16 protein-coding genes are annotated in these 14,417 nt (G+C 60.5%); 6 read left to right on the top strand and 10 right to left on the bottom strand.

Features of this window, described 5'->3' with window-relative positions; all coding sequences use genetic code 11:
• Window positions 1–88: 88 nt before the first annotated feature.
• The 3 genes from rpsB to ACODTY_RS05680 all read right to left on the bottom strand — a co-directional run bounded on the left by rpsB (window position 89) and on the right by ACODTY_RS05680 (window position 2,216).
• The gene (rpsB, locus tag ACODTY_RS05670) at window positions 89–871 is read right to left on the bottom strand and encodes a 30S ribosomal protein S2 (RefSeq protein ID WP_488993309.1); all 783 of its coding nucleotides are present in this window, start codon (window positions 869–871) and stop codon (window positions 89–91) included.
• Between the two features lie 217 nt (window positions 872–1,088).
• Window positions 1,089–1,367, bottom strand: a complete 279-nt coding sequence (locus tag ACODTY_RS05675) for a DUF4031 domain-containing protein (protein ID WP_488993310.1) — start codon at window positions 1,365–1,367, stop codon at window positions 1,089–1,091.
• Window positions 1,368–1,382: 15 nt separating this feature from the next.
• Window positions 1,383–2,216: a cell envelope integrity EipB family protein gene (locus ACODTY_RS05680; RefSeq protein WP_488993311.1), complete on the bottom strand. Its 834-nt coding sequence runs from the start codon at window positions 2,214–2,216 to the stop codon at window positions 1,383–1,385.
• Between the two features lie 138 nt (window positions 2,217–2,354).
• On the opposite strand from ACODTY_RS05680, the gene ACODTY_RS05685 reads away from it, so the two are divergent.
• From ACODTY_RS05685 to ACODTY_RS05695, 3 genes are read left to right on the top strand one after another with little or no spacing between them, the layout of a single operon-like run.
• Window positions 2,355–2,819: a RidA family protein gene (locus ACODTY_RS05685; RefSeq protein ID WP_488993312.1), complete on the top strand. Its 465-nt coding sequence runs from the start codon at window positions 2,355–2,357 to the stop codon at window positions 2,817–2,819.
• Between the two features lie 11 nt (window positions 2,820–2,830).
• The gene (locus tag ACODTY_RS05690; RefSeq protein WP_488993313.1) at window positions 2,831–3,556 is read left to right on the top strand and encodes a glycerophosphodiester phosphodiesterase; all 726 of its coding nucleotides are present in this window, start codon (window positions 2,831–2,833) and stop codon (window positions 3,554–3,556) included.
• A gap of 54 nt (window positions 3,557–3,610) precedes the next feature.
• Complete coding sequence (locus ACODTY_RS05695; protein ID WP_488993314.1) at window positions 3,611–4,849, top strand: GNAT family N-acetyltransferase; 1,239 nt, start codon at window positions 3,611–3,613, stop codon at window positions 4,847–4,849.
• On the opposite strand, the gene ACODTY_RS05700 is transcribed toward ACODTY_RS05695, so the two are convergent.
• On the bottom strand, window positions 4,818–5,153 hold the full coding sequence (locus tag ACODTY_RS05700; protein ID WP_488993383.1) for a DMT family transporter: 336 nt from the start codon (window positions 5,151–5,153) through the stop codon (window positions 4,818–4,820). The genes ACODTY_RS05695 and ACODTY_RS05700 overlap by 32 nt on opposite strands.
• A gap of 71 nt (window positions 5,154–5,224) precedes the next feature.
• Here ACODTY_RS05700 and ACODTY_RS05705 point away from each other — a divergent pair, with 71 nt between their 5' ends.
• Window positions 5,225–5,647 carry an HIT family protein gene (locus tag ACODTY_RS05705; protein WP_488993315.1) on the top strand — a complete coding sequence of 141 codons (423 nt, stop codon included), beginning with the start codon at window positions 5,225–5,227 and terminating at the stop codon, window positions 5,645–5,647.
• Between the two features lie 130 nt (window positions 5,648–5,777).
• On the opposite strand, the gene clpA is transcribed toward ACODTY_RS05705, so the two are convergent.
• The 3 genes from clpA to ACODTY_RS05720 form a co-directional block, all read right to left on the bottom strand.
• Entirely contained in the window at window positions 5,778–8,237 is a 2,460-nt protein-coding gene (clpA, locus tag ACODTY_RS05710) for an ATP-dependent Clp protease ATP-binding subunit ClpA (RefSeq protein ID WP_488993316.1), read from the bottom strand.
• Window positions 8,238–8,243: 6 nt separating this feature from the next.
• On the bottom strand, window positions 8,244–8,570 hold the full coding sequence (gene clpS, locus ACODTY_RS05715; RefSeq protein ID WP_488993317.1) for an ATP-dependent Clp protease adapter ClpS: 327 nt from the start codon (window positions 8,568–8,570) through the stop codon (window positions 8,244–8,246).
• 265 nt (window positions 8,571–8,835) lie between these two features.
• Window positions 8,836–9,168 carry a phasin family protein gene (locus ACODTY_RS05720; RefSeq protein WP_488993318.1) on the bottom strand — a complete coding sequence of 111 codons (333 nt, stop codon included), beginning with the start codon at window positions 9,166–9,168 and terminating at the stop codon, window positions 8,836–8,838.
• 262 nt (window positions 9,169–9,430) lie between these two features.
• Here ACODTY_RS05720 and ACODTY_RS05725 point away from each other — a divergent pair, with 262 nt between their 5' ends.
• Complete coding sequence (locus ACODTY_RS05725; RefSeq protein ID WP_488993319.1) at window positions 9,431–10,798, top strand: serine hydrolase; 1,368 nt, start codon at window positions 9,431–9,433, stop codon at window positions 10,796–10,798.
• A gap of 46 nt (window positions 10,799–10,844) precedes the next feature.
• Here ACODTY_RS05725 and ACODTY_RS05730 read toward each other — a convergent pair whose 3' ends face one another.
• From ACODTY_RS05730 to ACODTY_RS05740, 3 genes are all read right to left on the bottom strand, one after another.
• A complete protein-coding gene (locus tag ACODTY_RS05730; protein ID WP_488993320.1) occupies window positions 10,845–11,537 on the bottom strand; it encodes a J domain-containing protein in 693 nt (230 codons plus the stop codon).
• A gap of 90 nt (window positions 11,538–11,627) precedes the next feature.
• Window positions 11,628–12,065 (bottom strand): DUF1489 family protein, encoded by a 438-nt coding sequence (locus ACODTY_RS05735; RefSeq protein ID WP_488993321.1) that lies wholly within the window; start codon window positions 12,063–12,065, stop codon window positions 11,628–11,630.
• Between the two features lie 75 nt (window positions 12,066–12,140).
• Window positions 12,141–13,544: an L-serine ammonia-lyase gene (locus tag ACODTY_RS05740; RefSeq protein ID WP_488993322.1), complete on the bottom strand. Its 1,404-nt coding sequence runs from the start codon at window positions 13,542–13,544 to the stop codon at window positions 12,141–12,143.
• Window positions 13,545–13,846: 302 nt separating this feature from the next.
• Between ACODTY_RS05740 and ACODTY_RS05745 the strand changes: the two genes are divergently transcribed.
• The gene (locus ACODTY_RS05745) at window positions 13,847–14,401 is read left to right on the top strand and encodes a hypothetical protein (protein ID WP_488993323.1); all 555 of its coding nucleotides are present in this window, start codon (window positions 13,847–13,849) and stop codon (window positions 14,399–14,401) included.
• The last annotated feature ends 16 nt before the right edge of the window (window positions 14,402–14,417 follow it).

Genomic DNA, 14,417 nt, shown 5'->3' on the forward strand with positions numbered 1-14,417 from the left:
CATCACCGGGGAACGGTGGTGCGCCAATGCCAGACGCATAGCGCGTCAATATAGTGGGAATGCGAAGGCCAGAGCCGGCCTTTGCAGATTACGCTTCGGAAGCGTCGCTGGCGGGCGTCTCGTTGAGAGCCGGCTCGACAGGAGCTTCAGCCGAAGCGCCGACGTCGACACCCAGCGCACCCTGCTGGCGAGCGATGCCGTCAAGGGCAGCCTTGGCGATCAGGTCGCAATAGAGCTGGATGGCGCGGGCCGCGTCGTCGTTGCCGGGGATCGGGAAATCGATCTTGTCCGGATCGCAGTTCGAATCGATGATGGCCACGACCGGAATGCCGAGGCGCTTGGCCTCGAGGATGGCGATCGCTTCCTTGTTGGTGTCGATCACGAACATCAGGTCCGGGGTCGAGCCCATGTCCTTGATGCCGCCGAGCGCCTTGTTCAGCTTCTCGCGCTCGCGGTCGAGGTTCAGGCGTTCCTTCTTGGTCAGGCCCTGAGCCTCACCCGCCAGAAGCTCGTCCAGCTTGCGCAGGCGCTGGATCGAATTGGAGATCGTCTTCCAGTTGGTCAGCATGCCGCCAAGCCAGCGGGAGTTGACATAGTACTGGGCCGAACGCTGTGCGGCATCGGCAACGATGTCGGCAGCCTGGCGCTTGGTGCCGACGAACAGCACGCGGCCGCCACGGGCAACGGTGTCGGAAACCTGCTTCAGGGCCTGGTGCAGCAGCGGAACCGTCTGCGACAGGTCGATGATGTGGATGTTGTTGCGGGCGCCGTAGATGTAGGACGCCATCTTCGGGTTCCAGCGGTGGGTCTGGTGGCCGAAGTGTGAACCAGCCTCGAGAAGCTGGCGCATGCTGAAATCTGGCAATGCCATTCTTTAGTTCCTTTCCGGTTGACCTCCACGGACACTTGACGGTTTCGGATTCGCCGGATCGAAAGGCTTGCGCATTTCGGAGCTTGTCTTGACCGCCACCGGAGGTTTCAGCCGGATTTCTCCCGGGCAGACACCAAAGTCCGTGTGTGGAATGTGCGCGCATATAGATGCTTGTGCCGAGAAACGCAAGCAGCGCGCCCGCGCGAGGTGGCAAGGACTACCGCGGCTTTTTGCCGTTGGGTACTTTCACCCGCCTGAATATGGCGACGATCTCTTCGCGGCTGCACTCGATGGCGCCAAGCCGCACCGCCCGGTCACGCTCGAAGCCCGTAATGTCGTAGTGCGGCGCCGAGGTCTTGGGCGGCCCCTGGTAAGACGAGCGCTTGATGGCGAGTTGGCCTGCGAAACGGTGCAGTTCATCCGTCTCGTCTGCCAGAAGATGGCACCAGCGCCGGCCGGCCCAGTTCCAGATCGCGGCATCGACATAGACCGCCATGGGCGACCGAGGCTGCTACTGGTTGCAGGTTTTCTGCGGGGCCGGATCGAAAAGCGACAGGTTCACCAGCTTGCCGGTCATGGAGAAATCCCCGTAGTCCATCATCAGGTCGCGCGTCAGGCCGTTTTCGTGCAACTTGAAGCTGATGCGGTACTGCGGCATCTCCTCGCCGCCGTCCTTCGCGGATTCGTCGAAATAGGCGATGTCGACCGGCCAGTATTTGTCGCTGCCAAGCTTGGCCAGTGCCGGAAGCTCCGGATCGTCCTTGTTTGCAACCTCGGGCTTGCCCACGATCACGGTCGTCGTCATCACCTTGTCGGCATCTTCGGAACCGTCAAAGAGGCTGGTTTCGTAAAAGTTTTCGCCTTTTTCGGCCTTGCCGATCAGTTCCACCAGGTGCTGTGTGGGAAACTGTGTTGCCGAGAGCTCGACGGTGTTGCGCTCGGGCTTGTCCAGTTCCACCTTCAGCCCGCCGGCCTCCTTGTGAGCCGTACCCTTGACCTCCTTGTCGAGATCCTGATCGACGAAGGATTTGGTGACGAACGAGAAGGTCTTGCCTTCCGCATCCTCGAACGTCGTCGTCTGCTGGTCAGTGATCCGTGTGCTGTCATTGGCCGCGATCTGGGTCACGAAGCGGAACTTTACCGTGTAGCCGTCGCAGGGCGAGCCGTTGAACTCATAGACCATGCGGCCGGAAATCCCGGTGATGCCGGAACGGTCGGAAGCCTTGTCGAGCGACAGATCGTAGACCGCGCGATGCGGTTGCAGCACCGGCACCGCTAAAGCGGGCACGGTGGATAAGGTGATCGGCAGCAGCACGGCAGTGTATGCAAGGCGCGTTGCGCGCATATAAAAGCTCCGATCGTGGCCGCTGATGCAGGCCGTATGTAAGAGTGGTCCAGCTTAAAAAAAGTCGTGGCGGAAGCGAGGCAAAAATAGCAATTTCAGCCCGTCCCCCACAGCGACATCAAGCAATAAGGAATTACCATGGGCGAAACAATCGAAAAGCGGCTAAGCGAAATGGGCGTCACGCTGCCCGCAGCAGCCGCACCCGCTGCCAACTATGTTCCATTCGTGAGAAGCGGCAATCTGTTGTTTCCCTCAGGGCAGTTGCCGATGAAGGATGGCAAGCTCGCGGTAACCGGCCTGCTCGGGCGTGATCTCGACGTCGCAGCCGGAAAAGAGGCTGCCAGGCTTTGCGCGATCAACATTCTTGCACAGGCCAAGGCTGCGCTCGGCGACCTAGAAAAGATCCGGCGGCTGGTGAAGATCAATATCTACGTGGCGTCTTCGCCAGATTTCACCGAACAGCATCTGGTCGGCAACGGCGCGTCCGATTTCTTCGCCGAAGTGCTCGGTGAACGCGGCAAGCATGCGCGCGTTGCCGTCGGCATGGCCGCGCTGCCGCTCAACGCTGCTGTCGAAATCGAATCCATCCTCGAAGTCGATTGAGCATCTCGACTATGAGCAACCTCTCCTGGCTGACCGCACGGCCGATCGCGCACCGCGGTTTTCATGACCTCAACAAAGCGCGTTGGGAAAACACGCTGTCGGCATTCGCTGCCGCCGCCGACCGCGGCTACGCAATCGAGTGCGACGTACACCTGACAGCAGACGGCGTTCCGGTCGTCATCCATGACGGCGACCTGAAACGACTGACCGGACAAGACGGCTTCGTCTGGCAGCGCACGTCAGCGGAGATTGCCACGCTCAGGGTCGGCGGAACCCAGGACCATCCGCCGACGCTCGGGGAATTGCTCAAGCTGGTCGATGGCCGCGTGCCATTGGTCATCGAGGTCAAAGGTACCCCCGGCCGCGACGAGGGTCTCGTCGCGGCTGTCGGCCGTCATTTGAAGAACTATGACGGCAAGGCCGCGATCATGTCGTTCGATCATTGGCTGATCCGCGACTTTTCGAAGGACGCGCCGGGCATTCCTGGCGGGCTCACGGCCTACGGCACGCGCGATCACGAAATCGAAGCTCACTTCACCATGCTGGCGCATGACATCGCCTTCACCTCTTACGCTGCCGGAGACCTGCCGAACCGGTTCGTCAGTTTCGTGCGCAAGAAGCTTGGCATGCCGGTCATCACATGGACGGTGCGTGATCAGCCCGCTGTGGATTTGACCTTCAAATATGCCGACCAGATGACTTTCGAGGGGTTCGAACCGAGCAGCGCCGTGGCCTGAGCCGGCCGCGCGCCGCCCCTTGTGCCAATCTCGGCATGTCATAAGTAAATGGCCATGGATCAAGGCGACAACGAAGCGGAAACGGGCGCGGCAGACTATGCCGTGCGCGTGGCCACAAGCATCGGTGCGTTTACCGCTGAGGAGTGGAGCAGGCTTCGCGGGACGACAAGCACATCGGAAGACGGCTATAACCCTTTCCTTTCATTTGCTTTCTTGAGTTCGCTTGAGGAGTCCGGCTGTGCCGTGCCGCGCAATGGGTGGCAAGGAAACCATTTGCGGCTGGAGAGAGCGGACGGCACGCTTCTGGGTGCCGTTCCTTGTTATCTGAAATCACACAGTCAGGGCGAATACGTGTTCGATCACGGCTGGGCCGACGCGTTCGAGCGCGCCGGCGGGCAATATTATCCGAAACTGCAATGCTCGGTTCCGTTCACGCCGGTGACCGGCCCTCGCCTTCTGGTCGAAGCCAGGGAAAACAGTGCCGCCATCAAGGCGGGATTGGCAGCCGCCGTGACGGCGGTAACCGAAAAATACGGCGTATCGTCAGCCCACCTCACCTTCGTGCAAGATGACGATCTTGAGGTGCTGCGCGCGGCCGGCTTCCTGCACCGTACCGACCAGCAATTCCATTTCTTCAATGAGAACTTTTGCTCCTACGACGACTTTCTCGGAACGCTTGCTTCGCGCAAGCGCAAAGCGTTGAAGAAGGAACGGCGCGAGGCGCTGTCCTCCGGCATTTCAATCGAGCGGTTGACCGGCAAGGACATTACCGAGCGTGCGTGGGACGATTTCTACGCCTTCTACATGGATACGGGTGGCCGCAAGTGGGGGCGACCCTACCTCAACCGCACCTTCTTTTCCCTGATAGGCGAGCGCATGGCCGACGACATCCTGCTCGTAATGGCCAAGCGCAACGGGCGCTACATTGCCGGCGCGATCAATTTCATCGGCTCGGACACGCTTTACGGGCGCAATTGGGGCTGCATCGAAGATCACCCCTTCCTGCATTTCGAAGTCTGCTACCATCAGGCCATCGACTTCGCGATCGAGCGCAAGCTGAAAGTCGTCGAGGCCGGAGCGCAAGGTGAACACAAGCTGGCGCGTGGCTACCGGCCCGTGACGACGCATTCAGCCCACTATATCGCGCATCCTGGCCTCAGACGCGCAATCGCCGACTATCTTGAGCGCGAGCGGCGCGAGGTAGCGATGACCAGCGACTACCTTGAGGACCACACCCCGTTTCGCAAGGGCGAATTGCAGCTCAGTGAACGAGGGTCTTCGAAAACAGATTGATGACGATGACGCCGGCCATGATCAGGCCCATGCCGATCAACGCCGGTGCGTCGAGCGCCTGTCGGAACCACAGCCAGCCGATGGCGGTGATCAGGATGATGCCGGCGCCGCACCAGATCGCGTAGACAACGCCGACGGGCATGGTGCGCAAGGGCAACGACAGGAAATAGAATGCGAACGCGTAGCCCGCCACCGCGACAAGCGACGGCATCAGCCGGGTAAAGCCCTGCGTCTCCTTCAACGCGGTTGTCGCCACAACCTCGAACATGATTGCGACCAGCAGGTAGATATAATTCCAGAGTATCACCGCGCCCTCTTGATTCATGCGCCCGCGAATTGAATATGCCTACGCAATTACCGCGTGAGAGACAAACGATGGCCTATGACACCAACAATATTTTCGCCAGGATCCTGCGCGGCGAACTGCCTTCGCACCGCGTCTATGAAGACGATGATACCGTGGCGTTCATGGATGTGATGCCGCAAGCAACCGGCCATGCGCTGGTGTTGCCCAAGGCCCCCTCGCGCAACCTGCTCGATGCCGATCCGGCCGTATTTGCCTCGCTGCTTTCAACTGTCCAGAAAGTTGCACGCGCCGCGAAGGAAGCTTTCGACGCCGATGGCGTACTGGTGTCCCAATTCAACGAAGCAGCGGCCGGCCAATCGGTCTACCACCTGCATGTCCATATCATCCCATGCTTCGACGGCGTGCCGCTGAAGCCGCATACGGGCGAGATGGAAAAGCCGGAGGTGCTGGCCGCCAACGCAGAGAAACTGCGCGCGGCGTTGCAGCGCTGACTTTTGCGCCTATTGACGGCCAATCTGGCCCGCTGACGCGGCAACGCGCCTTGCAGGCTCTAAAAGAGCATCACGAATAGTCAAAGAAAAAGCCCCGTTTCCGGGGCTTTTTCTTTACGCGGCGCGGCTGTCAGCCTTTGCGCGGCAATTGCGGCACAAGGCTGCGCTTGCCGCCGTCCTTGGACTTCGGCGTCGGCTTTTGCGCGACCACCTTCTTGGCGGCGGCCTTCTTCGCAGGCGCCTTGCGCGGCTTCACCGTCTCTTCCGGTTCCTTCTTGGGCTTGATCTTGCCCTCGTCGGCAACCGATTCCAGCTTGAGGCCGGTTTCGCCGGTGTCCTTCTTCTCCACCGTCACCTTGACGATGCCGCCCTTCTTCAACTTGCCGAACAGAACTTCCTCGGCGAGCGGCTTCTTGATGTACTCCTGGATGACGCGACCCAGCGGACGCGCGCCCATGCGCTCGTCGTAGCCCTTGTCGGCCAGCCAGGCGATGGCTTCCGGCGCAAGGTCGAAGGTCACGCCACGCTCGGACAACTGCGCCTCGAGCTGCATCACGAACTTCTGCACCACCTGATGGATGACCGGCACCGGCAGCGAACCGAACGGAATGATCGCATCGAGACGATTGCGGAACTCCGGCGTGAACAGCCGGTTGATCGCCTCGACGTCGTCGCCTTCGCGCTTGGTCGAACCGAAGCCGATCGCCGCACGTTGGGCATCGGATGCACCGGCGTTGGTGGTCATGATCAGGATCACGTTGCGGAAATCGATCTGCTTGCCGTTGTGATCCGTCAGCTTGCCGTGGTCCATCACCTGCAACAGGATGTTGAACAGGTCCGGATGCGCCTTCTCGACCTCGTCAAGCAGCAGCACGCAATGCGGATGCTGGTCTACGCCGTCTGTCAAAAGGCCGCCCTGGTCGAAGCCGACATAGCCGGGAGGTGCGCCGATCAACCGCGAGACGGTGTGACGTTCCATATATTCCGACATGTCGAAGCGGATCAGTTCGACACCGAGCGACGCCGCCAGTTGCCGCGCTACTTCTGTCTTGCCGACACCCGTCGGGCCGGAGAACAGGTAGGAGCCGATCGGCTTTTCCGGTTCACGCAGGCCCGCCCGCGCCAGCTTGATCGCCGACGTCAGCGCGGTGATGGCCGTATCCTGACCGTAGACAACCCGCTTCAGCTCGGTCTCCAGACCGGCCAGAACCTTCTCGTCGTCGGCCGAAACCGTCTTCGGCGGAATGCGCGCCATCGTGGCGATGGTCGCCTCGATCTCCTTGATGCCGATGGTCTTCTTGCGCTTGCCTTCGGGCACCAGCATCTGCGAAGCGCCCGTCTCGTCGATCACGTCGATCGCCTTGTCCGGCAGCTTGCGGTCGTTGATGTACCGCGCCGAAAGCTCCACCGAAGCCTTGATCGCCTCAGTCGTGTACTTGACCTTGTGGAAGTCCTCGAAATAGGGCTTCAGGCCCTTCATGATCTCGATAGCATCCTCGACGGTCGGCTCGTTGACGTCGATCTTCTGGAAGCGGCGCACAAGCGCCCTATCCTTTTCGAAAAACTGCCGGAACTCTTTGTAAGTCGTTGATCCAATGCAACGAATTGCGCCAGACGACAGCGCCGGCTTGAGCAGGTTCGACGCATCCATCGCGCCGCCGGAGGTAGCGCCGGCACCGATCACCGTGTGGATCTCGTCGATGAACAGCACCGCGCCCGGATAATCCTCGAGTTCCTTGACCACCTGCTTCAGGCGTTCCTCGAAGTCGCCGCGATAACGGGTGCCGGCCAGAAGCGTGCCCATGTCGAGCGCGAAGATGGTGGCGTCCGCCAGCACTTCCGGCACGTCGCCTTCAACGATGCGCTTGGCCAGGCCCTCGGCAATCGCCGTCTTGCCGACGCCCGGATCTCCCACGTAAAGCGGGTTGTTCTTGGAGCGGCGGCACAGAACCTGGATGGTGCGGTTGATCTCCGACGAGCGCCCGATCAGCGGATCGATCTTGCCGGCACGCGCCTTAGTGTTGAGGTTGACGCAATAGGCCGTCAGCGCGTCCTGCTGCTTCTTCTTGCCGCCATCGTCCTGCTGGTCCCCGCTCACGCCGGACTGCTCGTCCTCGGCACCCCGCGGCGGACGGCTTTCGGAAGTGCCCGGGCGCTTGGCAATGCCATGCGAGATGTAGTTGACCGCGTCGTAGCGCGTCATCTGCTGTTCCTGCAGGAAGTAGGCGGCGTGGCTCTCGCGCTCGGCGAAGATCGCCACCAGCACGTTGGCGCCCGAGACTTCCTCGCGACCGGACGACTGCACGTGGATCACCGCGCGCTGGATGACGCGCTGGAAACCGGCAGTCGGCTTGGAATCCTCGTCATAGCCGGTAACGAGATTATCCAGTTCGGTATCGATATAGGTAAGCACGGTCTGCTTCAGATCATCGAGATCGACGTTGCAGGCGCGCATCACGGCCGCCGCCTCGGCGTCGTCGATGAGCGCCAGAAGCAGGTGTTCAAGAGTTGCATATTCATGGTGGCGCTCGTTGGCGAGCGTCAGTGCCTGGTGAAGTGCCTTTTCCAAGCCTTGGGAGAAAGCCGGCATATTACCTCACTTCTTCTCCATCACGCATTGCAGCGGATGCTGATTCTGTCGGGCGAAATCCATGACCTGAGACACTTTGGTCTCGGCCACCTCGAAAGTATAGACCCCACACTCTCCCACTCCGTGATTGTGAACATGGAGCATGATGCGTGTGGCCGCTTCGCGGTCCTTCTGGAAAAACCGTTCCAGCACGTGAACGACGAATTCCATGGGGGTGTAGTCGTCGTTCAGGATAAGGACACGATAAAGGCTGGGCTTCTTCGTCTTGGTTTGGGTGCGCGTGATGACAGTTGTTCCGCGACCGGCCCCATTGCCGTCGCCGCCATTTTGCATGCGCGCTACCTTAGTCGTGGCAACCAGACTGCTAGTCACTTAACCCTGCCTCTCGTCCAGCCCCCATGCGAAACGACATGTAGGTGTTCCGGATCAGATTTTAAGCCCTTCTGCCTAGGTGACAATATGGCCATGCGGCCAATGTTGCGTGAAGTCGCAAAATCCCTAACAGCTTGACTCTGGAAAGCACGAAAAACCCGGCTGCGCGGGCGCAACCGGGTTCCCTTGCCGGCAAAAAGCCGGCGTCAACGTTTTTCGCGGAGGCTTACCTGGCCTTGGCGACGACCGATTCGAACGGCTTGTAGGCGTCCTTGGCCAGTTCGGCGTAAAGGTCGCTGATCTTGGTGACCTCGGCCACCAACGATTCGTAGGACTGCTTGGCGAAATCGCTCTGGATTTCGATGACCTTCTCGAACGACTTTGCCGAAAGCAGCTTCTCGACTGCGGCGCTGCCAGCTTCGAAGCTCCTCTTCGTGTAGTCCGTAGCCTCGACTGCGATTGCCTGCGCGCCCTTGGAGAGCGAGGCGAAGCTCTTGAGGCCGGAATCGGCGAATTCCTTGCCGTATTTGCTGAAATCTTCGTAGGTCTGTTCGGACATCGGTCATGCTCCTGTAGACGATGGGAGAAATTGTGCGATGCCAGATATGTATTGTGCAACGCACAAAAAGTCAACGATCCCGACCGGCCTTGGCCCTGTCGCCTACCCGTAAAACTCGAATAAACATCGTTTCAATGCCGATAAAAATGGTGAACGCGCCGGTTACCATAAACGGATTGGTAACGGTGCCTCCGTAGTTTGGCAAAAAATGAGGGCGGACCTTTGCCGCCTCGACCGCAACAAAAATCCAAAGGAAAAATCAGTGCGTCAGGCGTTGTCAGGCATCGTTTCCAAATCCGCATGGTCATTTCGAACCTTGGCGACGGTCACCATGGCCGTCTCTTTCGTGCTGGCTGCAGCCAGTGCCTCGCACGCCGCGCGTGATGCGGCCATCGTTATCGATGCCAATACCGGCAAGACGCTGTACGCGTCGAACGCCAACGCCCGTCGCTATCCGGCTTCGCTCACCAAGATGATGACGCTCTACATGACCTTCGAGGCGCTTTCGAAGGGCAAGATCACCAAGTCGACCCAGGTTCCGTTTTCGGCCAACGCCGCTGCCGAGCCGCCAACCAAGCTTGGCGTGCGCAAGGGCAGTTCCGTTTCCGTCGAGACTGCAATCCTGTCCATGGTGACGAAGTCCGCCAACGATTCCTCTACGGCCCTGGCTGAATTGCTGGGCGGCAGCGAATCGAACTTCGCGCAGATGATGACCGCAAAGGCGCGTTCGCTCGGCATGAACGGCACTGTATTCCGCAATGCGAACGGCCTGCCCAATCCGGGCCAATTCACCACCGCTCGCGACATGGCCACGCTCGGCATCGCGCTGAGAGAGCACTACCCTCAATATTACGGCTACTTCTCGCAGCGCTCGTTCATGTATGGGCGCCAGCGCATCAATGGCCATAACCGCCTGCTTGGCCGCATCAAGGGCGTGGATGGCATCAAGACCGGCTATACGCGCATGTCCGGATTCAACCTCGTCTCGTCGGTTGCGGTCGATGGCCGCCGCATGGTCGCGGTGGTCATGGGCGGCACCTCCGGCGCCAGCCGCGACAACCAGATGGCCAAGCTCATCACCTCCTATCTGCCCAAGGCGTCGCGGCGCGGCGGTGGCGACCTGATTGCCAAGTCGGACAATGGCTCACCCGTGCAGGCTCTTGCCAAGGTGATACTGCCCAAGCACGACGCACCGACACCGGACAACCGCCCGCAGGCAGAGGAAGTTGTCGTCGCGAGTGCTGCTCCGGCCTTGGTCGCAGCCCCTACTCCCAAGAAGTCCGTCAAGGTCGTGGCAGCCGCGCCTGCCGAGGTTCCCTTTGAACAGGCCTATGCCGAGCCGGAACCGGCTCATGTCGACCCGGTGAACACGGCTTCCCTGCCGTCGGGCTGGGTCGTGCAGATCGCATCGTCGCCAAGCAAGTCGGAAGCCGAAGCCGTCCTCGACAAGACATCCAGGCAGGCCAGCGCTGTGCTGGCGGATGCATCGGGTTTCACAATGCCCTTCAGCAAGGGCGGCGTGACTTATTTCCGTGCGCGGTTCAGCGGCTTCGACAACCAGACTGCAGCACAGAAGGCCTGCAAGGCCCTCAAGAAAAAGCGCATCGAGTGCTTCGCCATCGAACAGTAGGCGACGCGTGGACAATCTCCCGGACAAGTTTCGGATCGAAGGAGAGTCAGTCGTGATTGGAGAGCAGGACGTCCTTGGCTTCGTTAAGCCTCGCCGCCAAGACAGACGTGCCGTCACCGACATCGGAGCCCAGGCTCTGCATCAGGCGGCGGTGCGCCTCAAGGATATCCGCCGCGGCGGCTCCCGCTTCAAGACCAAGGATCTTGTAGGCCTGCTGCTTAGTCATGGCGCGCGGACCTGGCGCAATACGCAGCCGCTTACCACTGTTCGCCTGCGTGTCTTCGCGCCAGATGGGAAATCTGCCATCAAGATACGCCTCAAGTAGGTTCTGGCTTTCTGTGTCGGCAGCCAGTTCCGCATAGAGCCGCCTCAACTCTTCCAGATCCAATGAGCTGAGCGTTCTGCCTTCCTGACGGCCGGCGAGCACAAGACCCTCGACCTTCCCTGTCTTGTGTTCGGTTTCCACTTCAAGCGCCGCGGTCCGCACAAGCGCCCTGCTGGCAGGTTCTTCCCGGCGTTTTCTTGCCGAGAAGCTGTACCAGGCGATCGCCACGAAAAGGATCAGCCCACCCCAAAGCGGCTGCCTTGCAAAAAGCAGGGCCGTTCCTGCCAGGCCCGCGAACACCGGTCCGCTCAGTTTGATGTTGCGGGCCAATGCCTGAGGATCGGCGCGAAGGAACCCGCCGAGCGCGACCAGCAGAACCAAAACCACGGCAACAACTGCAGCCAGCAAAGCCATATCTTCCGACCATCCTGAATACCGCACGCGATCACGCGCACTGGCGCGTTCGCTGCGAGAACGATGATACTATGCCTGTTTCGAGCGAAACTACAGAAGGCCGAGTTCAGCCAATTCCTGGCGCAGCTTCGGCGGCATTTCGGCAAAGCCGCCCTTGCCCTTGCCAAGGTCTGCCGGTGCATCGGTCTGCTTCAGATAGCGCCACCCCTGGAAGGCCCTGCGCGGTTGCCAGTCCGTGCGCACGATTTCGGGGTCGAGCATCAACTGGCAGCGGCCAATGCCTTCGCCATCGGTGAACGGCCTGATCTCGGTGATCAGTTGCCGGCATTGCACGTTGCCCTTGATGACCCAGTAGAGCGACCCGCCGTCGGTGATTTCCGAACCGCGTGAAGGCACCATGCGGGTCGTGTGCCAATGTTCTACCGGTTGATTGTTGCGACGACGCTCAGCGAGGCAGGATTCGACCCATTCTTCGAGGTCTTCGACGCTGTCGCAGCCGACACACAATTTCAGGATGTTCAGTGCCATGGCCGAAATCTAGACCCGGCGCGGCCGTCATTCAATGTCACGACCGGGCGCCAGGACCTCTATGCACAAGCAGAATCAGCACTCCACGACATTGACGGCCAAGCCGCCGAGGCTGGTTTCCTTGTAGCGCTCGCTCATGTCGAGACCGGTCTGGCGCATCGTTTCGATCGCAGCGTCCAACGGTACGAAATGCTTGCCATCGCCCTTGATGGCCAGCGATGCAGCCGTCACCGCCTTCACCGCACCGAGCGCGTTGCGCTCGATGCAAGGCACCTGCACCAGTCCGCCGACCGGATCGCACGTCATTCCCAGATGATGCTCCAGGGCGATCTCAGCCGCGTTTTCGACCTGCTCGGGCGTGCCGCCCATGACCGCACAAAGCCCGGCAGCAGCCATGGCGGATGCGGACCCCACTTCACCCTGGCATCCGACTTCCGCGCCCGAGATCGATGCGTTGCTCTTGATGATGCCGCCGACCGCCGCAGCCGTGAGCAGGAAGTCGCGGATGCTTTGCTGATCGGCCTCTGGATGAAAATGCATCCAGTAGCGCAATACGGCAGGCAGAGTGCCGGCCGCGCCATTGGTCGGCGCCGTCACCACCCGGCCACCGGCCGCATTTTCCTCGTTCACCGCCATTGCATAAATCGACAGCCAATCATTGGCGAGCAGTGGATTGGGCCGGTTCTGGCTCCACTGCTCCTGCAGCTTGTCGTGCAACTGCCGCGCCCTGCGGCGCACTTTCAGGCCTCCGGGCATGATGCCGTCCTGCGAGAGGCCACGGTCGATGCAGCCGCTCATCGCACCCCATATGCTGTCCAAGCCGTCATCCAGCTTCTCGCGACCCATCTGGGTTTCTTCATTGGCGCGCTTCATTTCGGCGATGCTGAGCCCACTCTTGGCGGCCATGGCCAGCATCTCGACGGCGTTCCTGAATGGATGCGGCACCTTCTTGGCTTCGGTGGTCGCCGAACCGCGCGCCTTCATGCGCTGCAATTCTTCTTCCGACACGACGAACCCGCCGCCGATCGAGTAGTAGATGCGCTTGAGCAGCAGCCGGCCGCCGGCATCGTAGGCATAGAAAGCCATGCCGTTGGCGTGGCCGGTCAACGGCGTCTTCTTGTCCAATACGAGATCGGTAGCCGGGTCGAAGCGGTAAGCCGGGTGTCCGGGCGGCGAAATGCGCTTCTTCGCATTGATTTCCGCAATGATCCCTTCGACCTGGTCGGGATCGACGGTGGTTGGGACAAGGCCGGTCAGGCCCAGAATCACCGCTCTGTCGCTGCCATGGCCGAGGCCGGTATAGGCCAGCGACCCGTGTAGGCTTGCCCCCAGGCGATCCACCTGCGCTCCGGTCGGGCGTGGCCAGTCGTCGGAGATGACTTCGGCCAGGAAGCGCGCAGCAGCCGTCATCGGCCCCATCGTATGGGAGCTCGATGGCCCGATACCAATCTTGAACAGATCGAAAACCGAAAGGAACAAGGTACCTAGATCTCCCAAACCCAAGGCAGGCGCACACCAGATACGTACATATAGCCTGCTTTATTGCTTTTCTGCTCTTTTCGATTCGGCCACATCATTCAAGTCGACCTTTGCTGCTCCCGACGCGACATTGAAGCAGCAGCTTTGGCAGGCAACCGCGCCAACCGCCGAATTTCAGGAAACGCTGACCGGTTCAGACCGCAAATTCGTTCCGCCGACCCGTCCAGTGACAAAGCATTAACCAATCTTGTTCATGGTTCGACGGAGTTCTTCCTCAGTCTTTCCGTTGCCGGGTGCCATCGATGAAAAGTGTGATCGCGTCTTTCGTTCTGCCTTTGGCAATGGCTGCAACGGCGAGCACAATCTTGACTATGCCGGCGTCCGCCGGCGGTCGCGACAAGGATTTCTTCCAGTCCGTCGAAGGCAAATGGGTCGGCCCCGGCGAAATCATCGCCGGCAAGTACAAGGGCACGAAATTCACCTGCAATTTCACAGGCTCGTCGCCCGCTGAAAAAGTCGGAATGACGCTTGATGGCGCCTGCCGCGTTGGCGTCTTCACTCAGCAGATGTCGGCCACGGTCGAGAACAAGGGCCGCAACGGCTATAAGGGCACCTTCATGGGTGGCTCAGCCGGTGCCGGCCTCGACATCATCTCCGGCAGCGTGGTCGATGCCCGCAAGGTCGTCTTCAACATCAACCGCAATCAGCTGAACGGCCTGATGCAGGCCCGCATCCCGGACGACAACTCGATGGTCGTCACCGTTTCGGTACGCGTCGACAAGCAGGTCGTTCCGGTCATCGGCATGAACCTGAAGCGCGTGGACGCGGTTTCAGTCGGCTCGATCGCCAAGAACTAGCGGAAAATCGCGCGGC

Source organism: Mesorhizobium sp. FG116, assembly GCF_057809835.1.